Here is a 14,940-nt window from a genome sequence, read left to right as displayed (position 1 = left end):
GTTCCTTTTTTCTACTTTACTATGATACTAATATTCCTAAAATAGTCACTTCACTTGCAATACTTTCTTTAATTACATTTATTTCGATTTTATATTTCTTAACTTCATCACTTAATTCCAATATCTCAGTTGCAGAATAATCTCCCCAGCCATCTTTAAAATAAGTGTCTAATAATACCTTTTCTTTATCATTAACTTTGACACTAATTTTTCCTGAATTCTCAGAAACACTCTTTTTATATAGCAAGATAATATTTTTTGCAGATAGCTCAAAAAACAATCTTCCATGATCAGCAATTTTCCCGTCATATTTCCATCCATTCTTAAATACTTGAAATCCTTCATCATAATTATCAAACCCTAGGATTTCTTCTGGTTTTATACTAGAATTATTTATAATTTTTCCGTTTATATATCTATCCTCAAATACACAAGGTATATCTAAAATATTATCTAAACTCTTTATTTGTTCTCTTTTTTTATAGTCATTATTATAAATATTATTAATAAAATGAACTAATAGCTGCGATATTATATAGTGCCCATCATCACTTGGATGAACCTCATCAGTTAAAACATCAGAAAATTTCATTTTATTTTTTTCAACTTCACATTTAAGGGCATCTCTAAAGCTTATCATTGATACATTATATCTATTACCTATTTCTACTTGTTGTTCTTGAACATTTAATCCCGTATCCATAGTCATAAACACTTCTACTACTGCTGGTTTATTTTCACTAGCCAATAATCTTCTAATTAAACTTTCATAAGCAACTTTACAGGAATAATCCTCATCATCATTTACAGCTGCATCAACAAAAACTATATCTGGACTTTCATTTATCACCTGCATCTCAGCTCTATGCACCCCAATTAAAGATCCCGTAGCACCTACCCCTGCATTTATATGTTTCACATTTACATTATTAAACTTGTTTTCAAACCACTTATATGTCAATTCAACATAGCATTTTTCTGGAACTGTAGAATTACATCCTTGTGTTATTGATCCACCTAAAAATGCAATTGTTATATTCTCACCTTTTTCAATTTTAGCAAATAATTTTAATATTCTACTTATATCGCCCTTATTTACTAATGAACTATCAAACATCTCTTCTGTAATTTTAAATTCCACTTTTCTCCCTCCTAATGAATTCATTAATAAAGTCAATAATAAAACACAAGATAATTTACACAAGTGTTATGAATTATCTTGTAATTATTTTTTTAATTCTTTAACTGTGTCTTTTATAACTATTTTCCCACATATAACTCTTCTTGCTGGTTTATAGTCAACTTTACGAACTTTTTTAAGTATAACATCAACTGCTGTTTCTGCCATTGTTTTCATATCAACTTCAAAAGTTGTTATTCCTAAATCAGATATTTCTGTAATTAAATAATTATCAAATCCAACAACTGAAATATCTTCAGGAACTTTATATCCTTTATCTTGAAGTTTTTTAATTAGAAGATATGCTACTGAATCACAATTACAGGCAAAAGCAGTAGGCATTTTTTCAGGCAACTCAAAATTTAATTCTTTTTTACCTATCTCCCTATCTGAAATATAACTATTAGAGGTATATTCAATTCCTCTTTCTAGCAAAGCTTTTGTAAAACCTAAAAATCTGTCTTGAATGCTACTAGTAGCACGTGGATTTCCTACAAATAGAATGTCTCTATGTCCCATTTCAATTAGATAATCAGTTAGTAAATACATTCCATAATAATTATCTGAAGTAACTGTATCATAATCAATGTGCTTATCATATGTATCTAGCATTACTACTGGAACATCATCAAGACTATTTAAAAATTCAACATACTCTTTCTTTAATTCCCCCATAACAATGATCCCATCAACCTTACTATCCTGTAACATCCGTGGGACCACATTATTATTTTCATCTTCTCGATTTACTACCTCCATGATTCCATAATATGATTTTTGGGTTAATGCATTTAATACATTTTGATATAACTCCCAATAGAAAGAATGATACATTTCAACAAATCCTTCTGGAATTAGTACCCCTATATTGTATGTGTAACCATCTCTTAGAGATCTTGCAATAGAATTTTGGCGATATCCCATCTCTGCTGCAACTTTTTTAATTTTTTCTCTTAACTCATCACTAACTCCATCTTTATCTGATAGAGCCTTAGAGACTGTTACTTTACTCACCTTTAAAACTTCAGCAATATCAGCAAGTTTAATTGCTTTTGCCATATATTATTCATCCCCTTCCTGTATATGTAAAACTAATTCTCATAAATGCTTTCATTAAAACAATATTATATATTCCAATTATAAATCACTTAAGAATTTCTTGAATTGAGATGTACAAACTTAATTAGTGTTTATATATACCGAATTATCAAAATATCTCTCAATATTTAACACTTAGTTTACCCCTAATTATTATATTTATCACTTCAAATTACGCTTTATATGAATAAACGATTAGTTTTCACAATTATACCTTTATTATACAATAAAAAACTGTATTTCGCTATTAGTATATACTCTAAACGAGTTTACAATATTAGCTAAAAATACAGTTCAATTATTTTAACTTATTAACCTTATCACTTTATATTTAAAGTTAACGATTAATTACGAGGTATAATTCTACTATAATCTTCCTTCTAGACTATCTATTGCTCCAAGTTCATTATGTTCTTTTATGAATTTTACAGTTTCATCAATAGTAGTATATGCTAAACCTACATAAGTATCTGCCGCACCATAATAAATGGCTATTCTTCCTGTTTTAGCATCCGTTAAAGCTGCACATGGGAAAACAACATTTGGAACAAATCCACGTTCTTCATACCATTCTTCCGGTGTTAACATTATGCTTCCAGCTCTATATAAAACTTTAGATGGGCATTCTTTATCTAAAAGTGCTGCACTCATAGAGTAGACTAATCCGTTGCATGTTCCAGTTACACCATGATAAAAAATCAACCAACCTTCATCTGTTTCAATAGGTGCAGGGCCACAACCAATTTTTACTGACTGCCACCATCCATTTCCACCTTTTTGCATTACAATTCTATGCTTTCCCCAATAGTTCAAATCCGGACTTTTACTTAAGAAAACATCACCAAAAGGAGTATGACCATTATCACTAGGTCTTGATAGCATAATGAATTTCCCATCAATTTTCTTAGGGAATAAAACTCCATTACGATTAAATGGCAAGAACGGATTTTCCAATCTTGTAAATGTCTTAAAATCTTGTGTCTTAGCTAATCCAATTGCTGCTCCATCAAAATCTCCACACCATATAATATAATATGTGTCTTCTACTTTTACTAATCTTGGATCATATGCATATAGAGGTTGATAATCCTCTCCATTCTCATCAACAAATTTTATTCTTTCTTTATCAAAATTCCAGTTAATTCCATCTTTGCTGTGACCTAAATAAATATGAGGTCTTCCATTGATGGTTTCTCCACGAAAAACTCCAATAAACTCTTTATTATATGGCATTACTGCACTATTAAAAATTCTTGATACACCTTCTACAGGATTTCTCCCTATAATTGGATTTTCTGTATGTCTCCATATTGGACCTTCAAAGTTATTTGGCTTTTCCTGCCATGGCATATTTTCTAGTTTTTCACCTAAAATTTTACTCATATCAATTCACCTTTCTCAAGAAACTATTAATATTATGCAATAAACCTTTATTAATACATAACTTAACATTACTTCTCACTTCATATTTTATTGTTTTACAACTTTTATTAACTTATCTTATTATTCTTTTACCGATCCAGATACTAGTCCACTATAAATATATTTTTGTAATGTAATAAACACAAGGAAGGTTGGAATCATAATCAGAACCATCCCAGCTGCTATTATTTCCCAGTGAGCACCATATGGTCCCTTAAATTTAAATAGTGTTGTAGATATTGTTAATAATTCTGCTTTTGGAGTATATAAAAATGGAGTATAGAAATCATTATAAACACCAACTCCTTTTGTGATCAAAACAGTTATAATTGCTGGCGAAAGTAGTGGAAGAATTATTTTGTAGAATATTTGAAAATAATTAGCACCATCAATTATTGCAGATTCATCTAATGAAACCGAAATATTTTCCAGGAATTGCAAGAATATATAAATACTCATTATATCTGTACCACAATATAATATTATTGGGGCTAATCTAGTATTAAATAACCCTAATCCAGATACTATTTGGAATGTCGCAACTTGTGTTGCAATACCTGGAATCATTACTGCCACTAAAAACATTCCATTAACAAATTTACTAAACTTTGTTTTAAATCTACTAAATATGTATGCTGCCATAGAACCAGTAAGAACTGAACCAAAAAGAGAGAATACTAAAACAATTAACGTATTTTTAAAACCATTAAGCATATTTCCTTGGTTAAATACCACTTTAAAATTATCAAAATTCAAAAATGATTTAGGTAATTGTAATGCATTTGTTGAAGAATATTCCGTACTTGTCTTAAAGGCTGCAAAAAATACACTTAAGATAGGAATAATGAATACTAGTAAAAAAAAGATTAATACAGCATATTTAACTGTTTCATAAGCAATCTCTTTTCTATTCAACTTTCTTTTACTCATGTTTTAATCACCCTTTCCTCTTCATAACTGCATTTTGTATGCTAGTTATAATAATACACATTGCTAACAATATCATTGCCATTGCAGAAGCTAAACCAACTCTATGATTTTGGAATGCATATTGTACAGTTTGAATTATAAAAGTCATACTTCCATTTCCACCATTAGTCATTATATAAGGGGTTTCAAATGCTGATAATGCTCCTGTGAGTGCTAGGAATAATTGTAATCCCAAAATTGTTGAAATACCTGGTATTATTATATATCTGAGCTGTTGAAATCTACTAGCCCCATCAACTCTAGCTGCTTCTAAAATATCTGATGAAATTGAAGCCATTGCAGCTGAAAACATTACGATGTTATATCCAACATATCTCCAAACTGATACTGAAGCCAAAGATATGTTAACAATCTTTGGGTCTTGTAGCCAATACTTTATAAATCCACCTAAACCAATAGCGTTTAAAATAGTATCAAAGGTACTTCCTGGTTGAAAGAAGAATATGAATACAAAACTTATTGCAACACTATTAATTAATGATGGGAAAAAGTATACTCCTTTAAATAAATTAGAAAATTTACATTTAAAGGATACTAAGTATGCAATTAAAATACCTAATGCAATTTGCACAAATGATGCAACAAAATAATATATACTTACAAATAAAGGTTCAAAATACTTCGTATCACTAAGTATAGTTTTATAATTTTTTAATCCTACAAAAGTTTTAGTTTTGCTAACTCCATCCCAATCTGTAAAACTATATCCTGCCATTGCTACTGCAGGCAAATATGTGAATACTACTAATAACACTACTGGAACAGCTAAAAACAAAGCAGAAATTATTATTTTTTGTTTCTTATATGGCAAAGAAGAAAAACTAAATTTTTTCTTAGTTGTACTAGGTGTTATATGCTTAGCATTTGTTACCACTAATAACACTCCTTTACTTTTAATTTGAAGCACTTAAATCAGTTTTCTGATAACCTCTCCCAGTTAACAGTTATTAAAAGTAAATGTATATTACTATTTTTCAACTGATTTAAGCCTTACTACATCTTATTTAAAAAATTATTTTTTAATAAATAATTTTTCAAGCAACTAAATTTTACTATTTTCCAATAGATTCAATTCCTTTTGTCCAATTATCATTCAAAGAATTCATATATTGATCAAATGTTTGTTTTCCATTTCCTAATCCAATTTCTATAATAGTTTTAACCCATTTGCTATCACTAAGGTTAATTAATGATTCTTTTTGTACTTTGTCTAAATCAACAGCATTTTGAGTAGCCCCCATCTTTTGCTGAACTAATTCAGCATTACTTCCTGATAAGTAAGCAGGCAATTTAGCACCAACAATAGATGAAATCATATTAGAATCATTTGGATATTTTTCTACGAAATATTTTACAAATTCTTTTGCAATATTTTTATTTTTACTGTGAACATTTACACCCATCATAAAATCAGAACCCATCTGAATAATTTGTTTACCATTATGATTTACAGGTGCACTCATAAACTTAATATTTTCAGGTGTTTTTGATTTAGCTTGAATTTGTCCTATAGCCCATGAACCTAGTGCCATTACGCCTATTTTATTATCAGCCATATCTTGTTTTGATTTTTCCCAATCTGATGTCATCGGATCTTGCTCAACATATTTATTAGCTACTGCATCATTTAATAATTTTAATGATGTATAAAGAGTAGATCCTTGCTTAAACGCATTCTTGTCATAAGTCACTTTATTTGGATAATCTACATCTCCTGAAACATTAACAAATTGTGCATTAGTCCAGTTAGTTAAAGCCCAATCTGCTACATAGTTTGTATATAAAGGAACTGCAGATGTTTTTTCTTTTATAGCTTTTAAGGCAGCCATAAATTCTTCTGGGGATGTTGGTATTTTTGTAATTCCAGCATCTTTAAAAACCTTTTCATTATATACAAAACCATTTGCATTAGCACCAGTTGATAAACCATAAACTGTTCCATCTACATTAGCATTATCAAGGAACGCATATTTATCTTTAAGTTCTGATTCAGTTCCCATTGGTTCATAAAAGTCTTTATATTGATTTTTTGTAATATTAGAAGGCATCATTAGAACATCACCATAGTCCTCTGTTCCCATTCTAGTATTCATTGTATTTTGATAATCGTTTACTGATTCAAAATTAACTGTAGTTCCAGGATGTTTTGACTCAAATTCTTCTTTATATTTTTTAAAAACTTCATCCATATCAGTTCTATGTGTTAATACTGTAAGTGTTGATCCTGATTTTCCATCGTCTTTACTAGATGAGCTTGTACCACTACTACCACAACCAGTTAAAGTTCCAACAGCTAGTGCTCCAGCAATTAATATTGCTAAATTTTTACGAATTTTCATTTTACATACCCCTTTTCTAAGTTTTTAAGTTAACGTTTAACTGGTTTTAGTATATATAAAAATTTAATCGTTGTCAATAATTTAAGTTATCATTTTTATATTTAAGTTACTCTTTTTGATTTGTAAGTTAACATTTTACTTTTCTGTTTTTATAATATATTTCTTTATTCCGCTCCATGCACAAAAGCTGCAAAAAAAACTAACAAATGAAAATGTACAAAATAAAATTGCTAGTAAATTAAATGGTAAAAATACAGCACTTGCTTCGAGTAATCCCATACATATTATCAATGTTATAATAGAATATTTAACATATATAATGCTTAATAAAAATGAATTCTTAAACATTTCTCTTAAGGTTAAATTAACACTTACACTCATTGGATAAATATATATTGACCAAATGCCGAATAATATTCCAGCTATAACTAAAATCGAAATTATAATATTATAAATCAAACCTTCTGACCTAACACAAAATATTAATGATTTACTCAAAATCACAACAAATATAATTTGAAAAATAAAAATAACAAAAGAAGATTTCCAATTCTTCTTAATAGCTTCCTTAAAGTCATAATATAAGTCTGAAGGTTTATCTTGCACCATCTTGATAGTAACTGCAGTCATTGCTCCAATAGCTGGTCCAATTGTAACTATAGGTATACAAGTTATAATAAATAGTAAATTCAGTTTAAAAAGCGAGGTAAATTCACGTAAAAATATATTCCAAAACAAAGCCATTCCTTCCTTTGGAGGTGCATCTTTTGAAACACCTGGTCCCTCTCTATTGTAGTCAAAGAAAAATAATCTCATAGTACACCTCCATAGTTTTTTTGCTTATCTTAATATATATTATTACAATTATCCCCATTCAATATTAAATTATCAATGACTGATGATTTTCTTTGCAAATCTATAACTTTTTAACAATTCTTTTTGCAACATATAAATAAATATATATATAATTCTAATGAATATTAATTTTTTTAAATACAATGCTAATCATTAAGGTGATTTTAAGCACAAAATCACCTTAATAGTTGCTAATTTTATATTAACTTTAATTAATTGCAAATAGTTTTACTTGTTTCTTTATCAAATAAATGTATTTTTTCTTCATCTATAGCAACTTTAATTGCATCTCCTGGATGCATAAATGTACTTGCAGATGCACGAATAGTAAGTTTTTTATCATTACAATTAACGTGGAGATACACTTCAGCTCCCATTAATTCTTGAATAACTATTTGCGTAGCTAATACATTCTCTTTATACTTTTCCAAAAATTCTTTTTCTATGCCAATATGTTCAGGCCTAATTCCAAGAACAACATCCTTCCCAACATATGATTCAAATGTTTCTTCTCCACCTTTATTTTTAGGAATCAAAATACTATACTCATCAAACTTAACATAGTATTCTTTTTCTTTTTTTTCAATAACTCCATCTATAAAATTCATTTGTGGTGATCCAATAAAACCAGCAACAAATTGATTAGCTGGTAAATTATATAGCGTCATTGGTTTATCAACCTGTTGTATGTATCCGTCTTTCATAACAACAATTTTATCTCCCATTGTCATTGCTTCTACCTGATCATGAGTAACATATACAAACGTAATTCCTAATTTTTTATGTAGCTTAGTTATTTCCCCTCTCATTTCAGCACGAAGTTTTGCATCTAAATTCGAAAGTGGTTCGTCCAAAAGAAAAACAGCTGGTTCGTGAACCATAGCTCTTCCTAATGCTACACGTTGCCTTTGACCACCAGAAAGTTCCTTAGGCTTACGATTCAATAAATATTCAATATCAAGAATTTTGGCTACATTTCTAATTTTTTCATCTATTAATTTTTTATCCATTTTTCTTAAATTCATACCAAATCCAATATTTTTGTATACAGTCATATGTGGATATAATGCATAATTTTGAAAAACCATTGAAATATCTCTATCTTTCGGAGAAACATCATTGACTAATCTATCACCAATATATAATTCTCCACCACTTATATCTTCCAATCCTGCAATCATTCTTAAAGTTGTTGATTTACCACACCCTGATGGACCAACTAAAACAACAAATTCCCCTTCATCAATTTTTAAATTCAAATCCTTTACAACGGTTACATTGCCGGGATAAGTTTTTACTATATTTTTAAATAGAATATCAGCCATTAAAAAACCTCCTAAAATAACGCTTAATTGTTAACTTTTTTAGTTTAACGTTAATCTTAACAATATAAATATACCATTCTTTTTTAATTCTTACAAGAATAAAAAAATAAATAAGATTTAATTAATTTTTAATTAAATCTTATTTATTTGAATCCAACTTTCTATTTTTCAAAGTTTAATTTATCTGAATTTGTCACATTCCAAGGGTCTTTTAATTCACTATCAAAGGTAACATTTTTAAATGAACTATTGGTTAAATAATCTATTTTTGCTTCCTTAGTATTATTAAATGATACATTTTCAAAATGAATATCAGTATGACACATATCCTTTAAACCCAACACAAATATTGCATTACTTTTTGCTCCATCCACACTGCAATTAATAATATTAATATTTTTGAATTGTGGCAAATCCTGAGCTGGCTTAAAAGCCCCTGTTGCAGTGCTATTACTATAGTTAGATGTAAATATAAATGGTTCTCCTTCTCCATCAGTAATATTTTTTAATGCTGAGTCTCTAAATATAATATCTTTTGCGCCTCCACCTGTTCCTGGTGATGATTTACAACGTAATCCAGAACCTGTACCATTCATAACATTATCTTCTGCCAAAATATTTTCTATCCAAGCTGCTGTATTACTACCAGCCACAATTGCACCATGCCCACGACCAAAATAGTTATCAAATACCCAAACATCAGTTACAGGCTTACGATTTTTTTCTGCATCTGCACCTTTTCCCGCTGTAAAATTCACACAGTCATCTCCTGTATCAAAAACACAATTTAATACTGTTAATCCTTTGGAATCAAAATCTATTCCATCTGAATTATTGCAATCAAAAGTTTTAATTAGTGCACCATTTAATACCACATTACTACAGCTATTACTTCCAATTGTATGTTGACTTGGATTAACAAATGAAAGTCCATCTCCATAATAAACATTATTTATATTGCTTATTGATATTAAATTAGATCTTCTACTGTAAGCTTCTGTGTCTGAAAGCCCCTTAATTTTCGCTGCTTTATATTGCTTAGCTGCAAGGATACCATTTTCTTCAACCGTTTTTATACTACTTTTTAGTGAATTAGGAAAATTAGTTGTTTTTTCTGGTTCACCTTGTTTCCACCCATTCCCATCTATTACTCCACTACCTACAATTTTTAGATTGGAACTATTACTACCTATAGCATTAATAAGTGCACTACTTTTACCTGTTCCACTTTTTATATAATCTTCTGGATTTTCAGAGCCTAAAAGCTTTCCATCAACTTGAAAAATAATATCACCTTTTAGCCAAATAGCTCCAGATTTAAATACTTTTCCGGCTGGAATTAAAACTTTACCATCTGAAGTACAGGCATCTATAGCTTTTTGAATTGCATTTGTATCTAAAGTTTTTCCATCACCAACAGCTCCATATTTGGTAACATCAAATATCTCTGGTGTTTTTGTTGTAGTTTGAATCACTTGATTACTATCTTGTGATTCCTTGCCATTTTTATCAACCGCCCTAACTGTAAAAGTATATGAAGTATTTGGATTAAGACCAGAAACTACATAATTATGCATACTTATGTTTACTGCTGATTTGTTGCTTGAATCTTTATAGAAATTATCTATAAAGGGTTTAGCTTTTGAATTTTTATTATCATTTGAGTTACCTACAAGTTTTCCATTCATATATATATTGTAATTTTTTATATTGTTATAATTTTCAGGTTTGTGCCAAGCCAAGGTAATACTATTATCATCATAAGCTAAAATTGGAACAGATAAATCTTGCGGTGCTAATACATCAGTTGCTGCTACGCCGTTGTTTTTTGATAAAATTAACCCTATAAATATTACTGCGATTACTCCAAAGACTATTACTGAAGTTATAGCTACCTTCTTTCTCATTACTTGCGCCTCTTTTCATACTTAACTATAAAATAATTCACATGATCTTTTTGTTAACATATTCTAACTAATTGCATTATATCCTGTTAAAATGTCAAACGCATGTCATACCAAACGACGCCTCCATGTGTTGATTCTGAAATTCCTTCATTTTCAAAACCAAATTTTTCGTAATAATGAATCAATTTTTCTTTACAAGTAAGTACCAATCCAGTGCGTCCTTGAGTTTTGGCATCAGCAATAACTCTAGTTATTATTTTTTCTGCACAACCTAACCTACGATATTCTGGTATAGTATTTACACCAAAAATCATTTGCCATTCACCCTTTTCATTATGTAAATTAGCATTTTCAAACATCTCATCACATAATTTTCTCTTATCTGTGACCATTCCATTTACAAAACCAACTAGCTTTCCATCATCCTCTAATAGCCAAAAATGGTTAGGATAAATTGTTAATCTATTCTTGAAATCACTTTCTGAAGCTGCTTCTGCTACTGGGAAACACAATGATTCAACAGCAGTGATTGCTTGTATATCTTCTATGGTTGCAATTCTTATCTCCATTTTCATTAGCTCCTTTTATTTATTAGAATTATTTTTCTTCAACGTTTTTTCTAAATCTGAAATATAAACTGCTTGTTGTTTTTTCAAATATATTCCTACAAAAGGTTTCATAATCCACTTTTTAGTTAACACATTCTCTGTAAAATTTATCTCTGTCCTATTATCATCTATCTTTGAAAATAATCCTACCCAATGACCATGCATATTATTATTATCCATATCAAACTCATAACGCGTCATAGGTTCAAACTTAGTTATTGTAAAAGTTGTAGCATATCCTTCTTTTGTATACTCCACAAATTTTTTTTCTGCTTCCAAAACCTCAATTTTTCTTAAATCACTCCTCCATGAATAATTATCAAGAGAAGTTACTACCTCCCATACAGTTTTTATACCCTCGTTTAAAATTAGTTTTATATTTGCACTTGCCATTTTATCCCACCTTCAATATGACATTTCATTATTATTATAACTTATTTATACCCATAATAATGTAATCATTCAATCATTTTCTGTTTTTAAATTACTAAATTACATTGGTTTTCACATTAAAATACCTTTATAAATAACAATAACAAATATTTTGTTTACCAATTTATCCATGTTAAGCAGATAAAAAAGAGCTAAGAGAAATTTTAAATCCTCTTAACTCTTCTTATATAAATAAATTTATTCTATCTATAATTTTTCACAACCATTAGCTGATTAACAAATTTAAACTTTAAATTTATTTACTTCCACAAGCATTGCATTAGTCATGCTATTAAGCATTTGTGCTGCTGATGCAACCTCTTCCGTTGAAGCATTCATTTCTTCTGAAGACGCTGAAATTTCTTGAGAAGATGCTGAAACTTCAACTGAAATTGAAGATAAACCATCTATTTTATTTAAAATTGTGTTCTTATCTTTTTCTATATTTTCAGCTGATTTTTTAACAACATCAATTTTAGGAATTACTTCATCTACTGCTTCAATTATCTTTTTAAATGATATTACTGAATTTTCTATAACATCAACTTGATTCATCAATTCATTATCCATAGTAACAGAATCTTGGACAATAACGTCTGTATCTTTAGATATTCCACTTATTAACTTACTTATACTTTCAGATGACTCTTTTGATTGTTCTGCAAGTTGTCTGATTTCATCTGCAACTACTGCAAAGCCCTTACCAGATTCACCTGCTCTCGCTGCCTCAATTGCTGCATTTAATGCTAATAAATTTGTTTGATCAGCCACTTCGTTTATCAGATTAGTGATTTCATTTATTTTATTTACATTCCTACCAAGTTCAGTAATCTTACTATAAAATGTTTTGAATGAATTACTTACATTTGTTACTGATTGATTTAATCCATTCATTTCATTACTACTATCCCCCGCCATCACGCTTATCTCTCTAGAATTCGAATCTACAATCTGTATTTCTTTAACCATTCCAGACAACTTCTTGCTAAACTCACTAAGAATTTCTGTTATATATATTAATTCTTCTGATTGATTGCTCGTACCTGTAGCAATTTCAGATATTGCTCCTGTAACATTTTCTGATACATTTGCTATTTCTTCTGAGATAGAAGATAAATTTTCTGACTGTAAGTTAATGTTTGATGAATTATCCTTAACTTGCTTTATCATTATCCCTAACGATTCTTGCATCATTTTCATTGAAGCAGTCATTTCTCCAATTTCATCTTTTTGATTCAAATATTTAATTGGAACTTCCTCAATCAAGTTTCCCTCTGACAATACCTTCAAATGCTTTGAAGTTAATTTAACACCTTTAGATATATTATTTGAAATTAAGTATATAATGCAACCTCCAATTAATATAAATATTATTGAAGATATTGCAACTGAAATCTTCAAACCAGATAATTCTGATAACACTTCAGTTTCTGTTACTATAACACCTACAGACCATTCAGTTCCAGAAACTGGTGCATATCCTACATATTTATCTACTCCACCAAAACTATATTTACCTATTCCTGTCTCACCTGCACCCATTTTAACTTCAATATCTGCTATTGCTTGTAATTTCGGATCTTTTTTTGCTTCATCTATTGGATTATATAAATTGGTAACTTTATCTTTATCAGTACTTGCAATATTTACTCCATCTTTTCTAATCATAAATGCATAGCCAGTTTGTCCAATTTTAAGTTGATTGGTTAATTCACTTAAATAATTTCCATCTCTTGTTTCTATTAAAACACCTACAATTTTATCATTATATTTAACAGGAACTGCATACACAACTACAACTTGTTTATTAGCATCTTTACTTACTATCGGATCTGATACATTATCCTTACCTGCTAATGCATTTTTTAAGTATACTCTGTCTTTAACATTAACAATTGTTCCATCTGGTTTTTTAATGTCTCCATTTGCTTCTACAAATTCTAATCTAATACTTCCAATTCTTTTACCTTCATTTGAAAGAATTGGCATCTTACTTTCTGTTGCTATATTAGGATCACTTATTTCTGGTTTAGCTGCAATAGCCTCCAATGTTTTTAACTGCCCTTCAAGTCTTCCAGAAACATTACTTGCAGTTTGTTCTGCAATTTTAGGCAATGTCTTCCCTAAATTCGATTTTAATGCATTCGATGAATTGATAAATGAAATTATACCTAATCCTATGCATATAATTGCTAACATTAATCCCAAAAACACTATTAATTTTGTTTTAATACTTTTCATAAATTTCCCCCTATCACTATTTAAGTATAAAGTAGTTCTTATAATCATTCTCTTTACTTAATTTTCGTTTTTTATTATTAAAAGTTTATATGTATCATCTATCTTTCTATATAAAATAAAAAAATCGCAGGCGACTGTGGAGCCGTAGATTTTTAATATTAAGTTCCGTATTGTGCTTCGCACTCTTTTTATAGGTGCGCATCTGCCTTTTCGAACGCATGTGAGAAAAATCTGCACCTTAGAAAAAGCAGCTATGCTGCATACGAGAACATTTTATGCAGGCGAATATGATTTATTTTTTTATTCTTTTAAAATATTAAACCTAGTTGATTAGTCTGTTTCAAAAGTTATCCACAGATTCTCCAATAATATAATTTCCTAAAGAATAAAAAAGTGCCCATATAATTATAGGCACCAAAATAAAGCTTAAAATTTGTATAAATACATTTTGGCAACCTGACAATCATAGAAAATTAAATTTTCCTTAGACTCATAGCTTTGCGGCCCTACCTTTCAGTAAGTGTGCTATTAACATTATATTTT

12 protein-coding genes and 1 riboswitch are annotated in these 14,940 nt (G+C 29.2%); all 12 genes read right to left on the bottom strand.

Annotation, left to right across the window (positions count from 1 at the left end; translation table 11 throughout):
• Positions 1–19: 19 nt before the first annotated feature.
• The 12 genes from L3B98_RS21970 to L3B98_RS21915 all read right to left on the bottom strand — a co-directional run bounded on the left by L3B98_RS21970 (position 20) and on the right by L3B98_RS21915 (position 14,397).
• Positions 20–1,141: an SGNH/GDSL hydrolase family protein gene (locus L3B98_RS21970; protein ID WP_238918257.1), complete on the bottom strand. Its 1,122-nt coding sequence runs from the start codon at positions 1,139–1,141 to the stop codon at positions 20–22.
• Between the two features lie 84 nt (positions 1,142–1,225).
• Positions 1,226–2,239, bottom strand: coding sequence for a LacI family DNA-binding transcriptional regulator (locus L3B98_RS21965; RefSeq protein WP_015395329.1), 1,014 nt, complete (start codon positions 2,237–2,239; stop codon positions 1,226–1,228).
• Between the two features lie 405 nt (positions 2,240–2,644).
• Complete coding sequence (locus L3B98_RS21960; protein WP_015395330.1) at positions 2,645–3,661, bottom strand: glycoside hydrolase family 130 protein; 1,017 nt, start codon at positions 3,659–3,661, stop codon at positions 2,645–2,647.
• 120 nt (positions 3,662–3,781) lie between these two features.
• Positions 3,782–4,630, bottom strand: coding sequence for a carbohydrate ABC transporter permease (locus L3B98_RS21955; RefSeq protein ID WP_077366345.1), 849 nt, complete (start codon positions 4,628–4,630; stop codon positions 3,782–3,784).
• A gap of 7 nt (positions 4,631–4,637) precedes the next feature.
• The gene (locus L3B98_RS21950) at positions 4,638–5,564 is read right to left on the bottom strand and encodes a sugar ABC transporter permease (protein WP_077366346.1); all 927 of its coding nucleotides are present in this window, start codon (positions 5,562–5,564) and stop codon (positions 4,638–4,640) included.
• A gap of 178 nt (positions 5,565–5,742) precedes the next feature.
• Positions 5,743–7,029: an extracellular solute-binding protein gene (locus L3B98_RS21945; RefSeq protein ID WP_238918256.1), complete on the bottom strand. Its 1,287-nt coding sequence runs from the start codon at positions 7,027–7,029 to the stop codon at positions 5,743–5,745.
• Positions 7,030–7,164: 135 nt separating this feature from the next.
• Positions 7,165–7,845 carry a DUF624 domain-containing protein gene (locus tag L3B98_RS21940; RefSeq protein WP_015395334.1) on the bottom strand — a complete coding sequence of 227 codons (681 nt, stop codon included), beginning with the start codon at positions 7,843–7,845 and terminating at the stop codon, positions 7,165–7,167.
• A 251-nt stretch (positions 7,846–8,096) separates the two neighbouring features.
• Complete coding sequence (gene ugpC, locus L3B98_RS21935) at positions 8,097–9,209, bottom strand: sn-glycerol-3-phosphate ABC transporter ATP-binding protein UgpC (protein WP_238918255.1); 1,113 nt, start codon at positions 9,207–9,209, stop codon at positions 8,097–8,099.
• A 161-nt stretch (positions 9,210–9,370) separates the two neighbouring features.
• The gene (locus L3B98_RS21930) at positions 9,371–11,116 is read right to left on the bottom strand and encodes a glycoside hydrolase family 28 protein (RefSeq protein ID WP_015395336.1); all 1,746 of its coding nucleotides are present in this window, start codon (positions 11,114–11,116) and stop codon (positions 9,371–9,373) included.
• Positions 11,117–11,202: 86 nt separating this feature from the next.
• Positions 11,203–11,685 carry an N-acetyltransferase gene (locus L3B98_RS21925; RefSeq protein ID WP_015395337.1) on the bottom strand — a complete coding sequence of 161 codons (483 nt, stop codon included), beginning with the start codon at positions 11,683–11,685 and terminating at the stop codon, positions 11,203–11,205.
• Between the two features lie 15 nt (positions 11,686–11,700).
• Positions 11,701–12,117 (bottom strand): SRPBCC family protein, encoded by a 417-nt coding sequence (locus L3B98_RS21920; protein ID WP_238918254.1) that lies wholly within the window; start codon positions 12,115–12,117, stop codon positions 11,701–11,703.
• 282 nt (positions 12,118–12,399) lie between these two features.
• Positions 12,400–14,397, bottom strand: coding sequence for a methyl-accepting chemotaxis protein (locus L3B98_RS21915; RefSeq protein ID WP_015395339.1), 1,998 nt, complete (start codon positions 14,395–14,397; stop codon positions 12,400–12,402).
• 447 nt (positions 14,398–14,844) lie between these two features.
• Positions 14,845–14,934: riboswitch (cyclic di-GMP riboswitch) on the bottom strand.
• Between the last annotated feature and the right edge of the window lie 6 nt (positions 14,935–14,940).

The sequence above is a fragment of the Clostridium sp. YIM B02555 genome (assembly GCF_022320955.1).
GTDB classification, from domain to species: domain Bacteria; phylum Bacillota; class Clostridia; order Clostridiales; family Clostridiaceae; genus Clostridium; species Clostridium saccharoperbutylacetonicum.
This window is presented reverse-complemented; position numbering and strand designations above follow the sequence as displayed.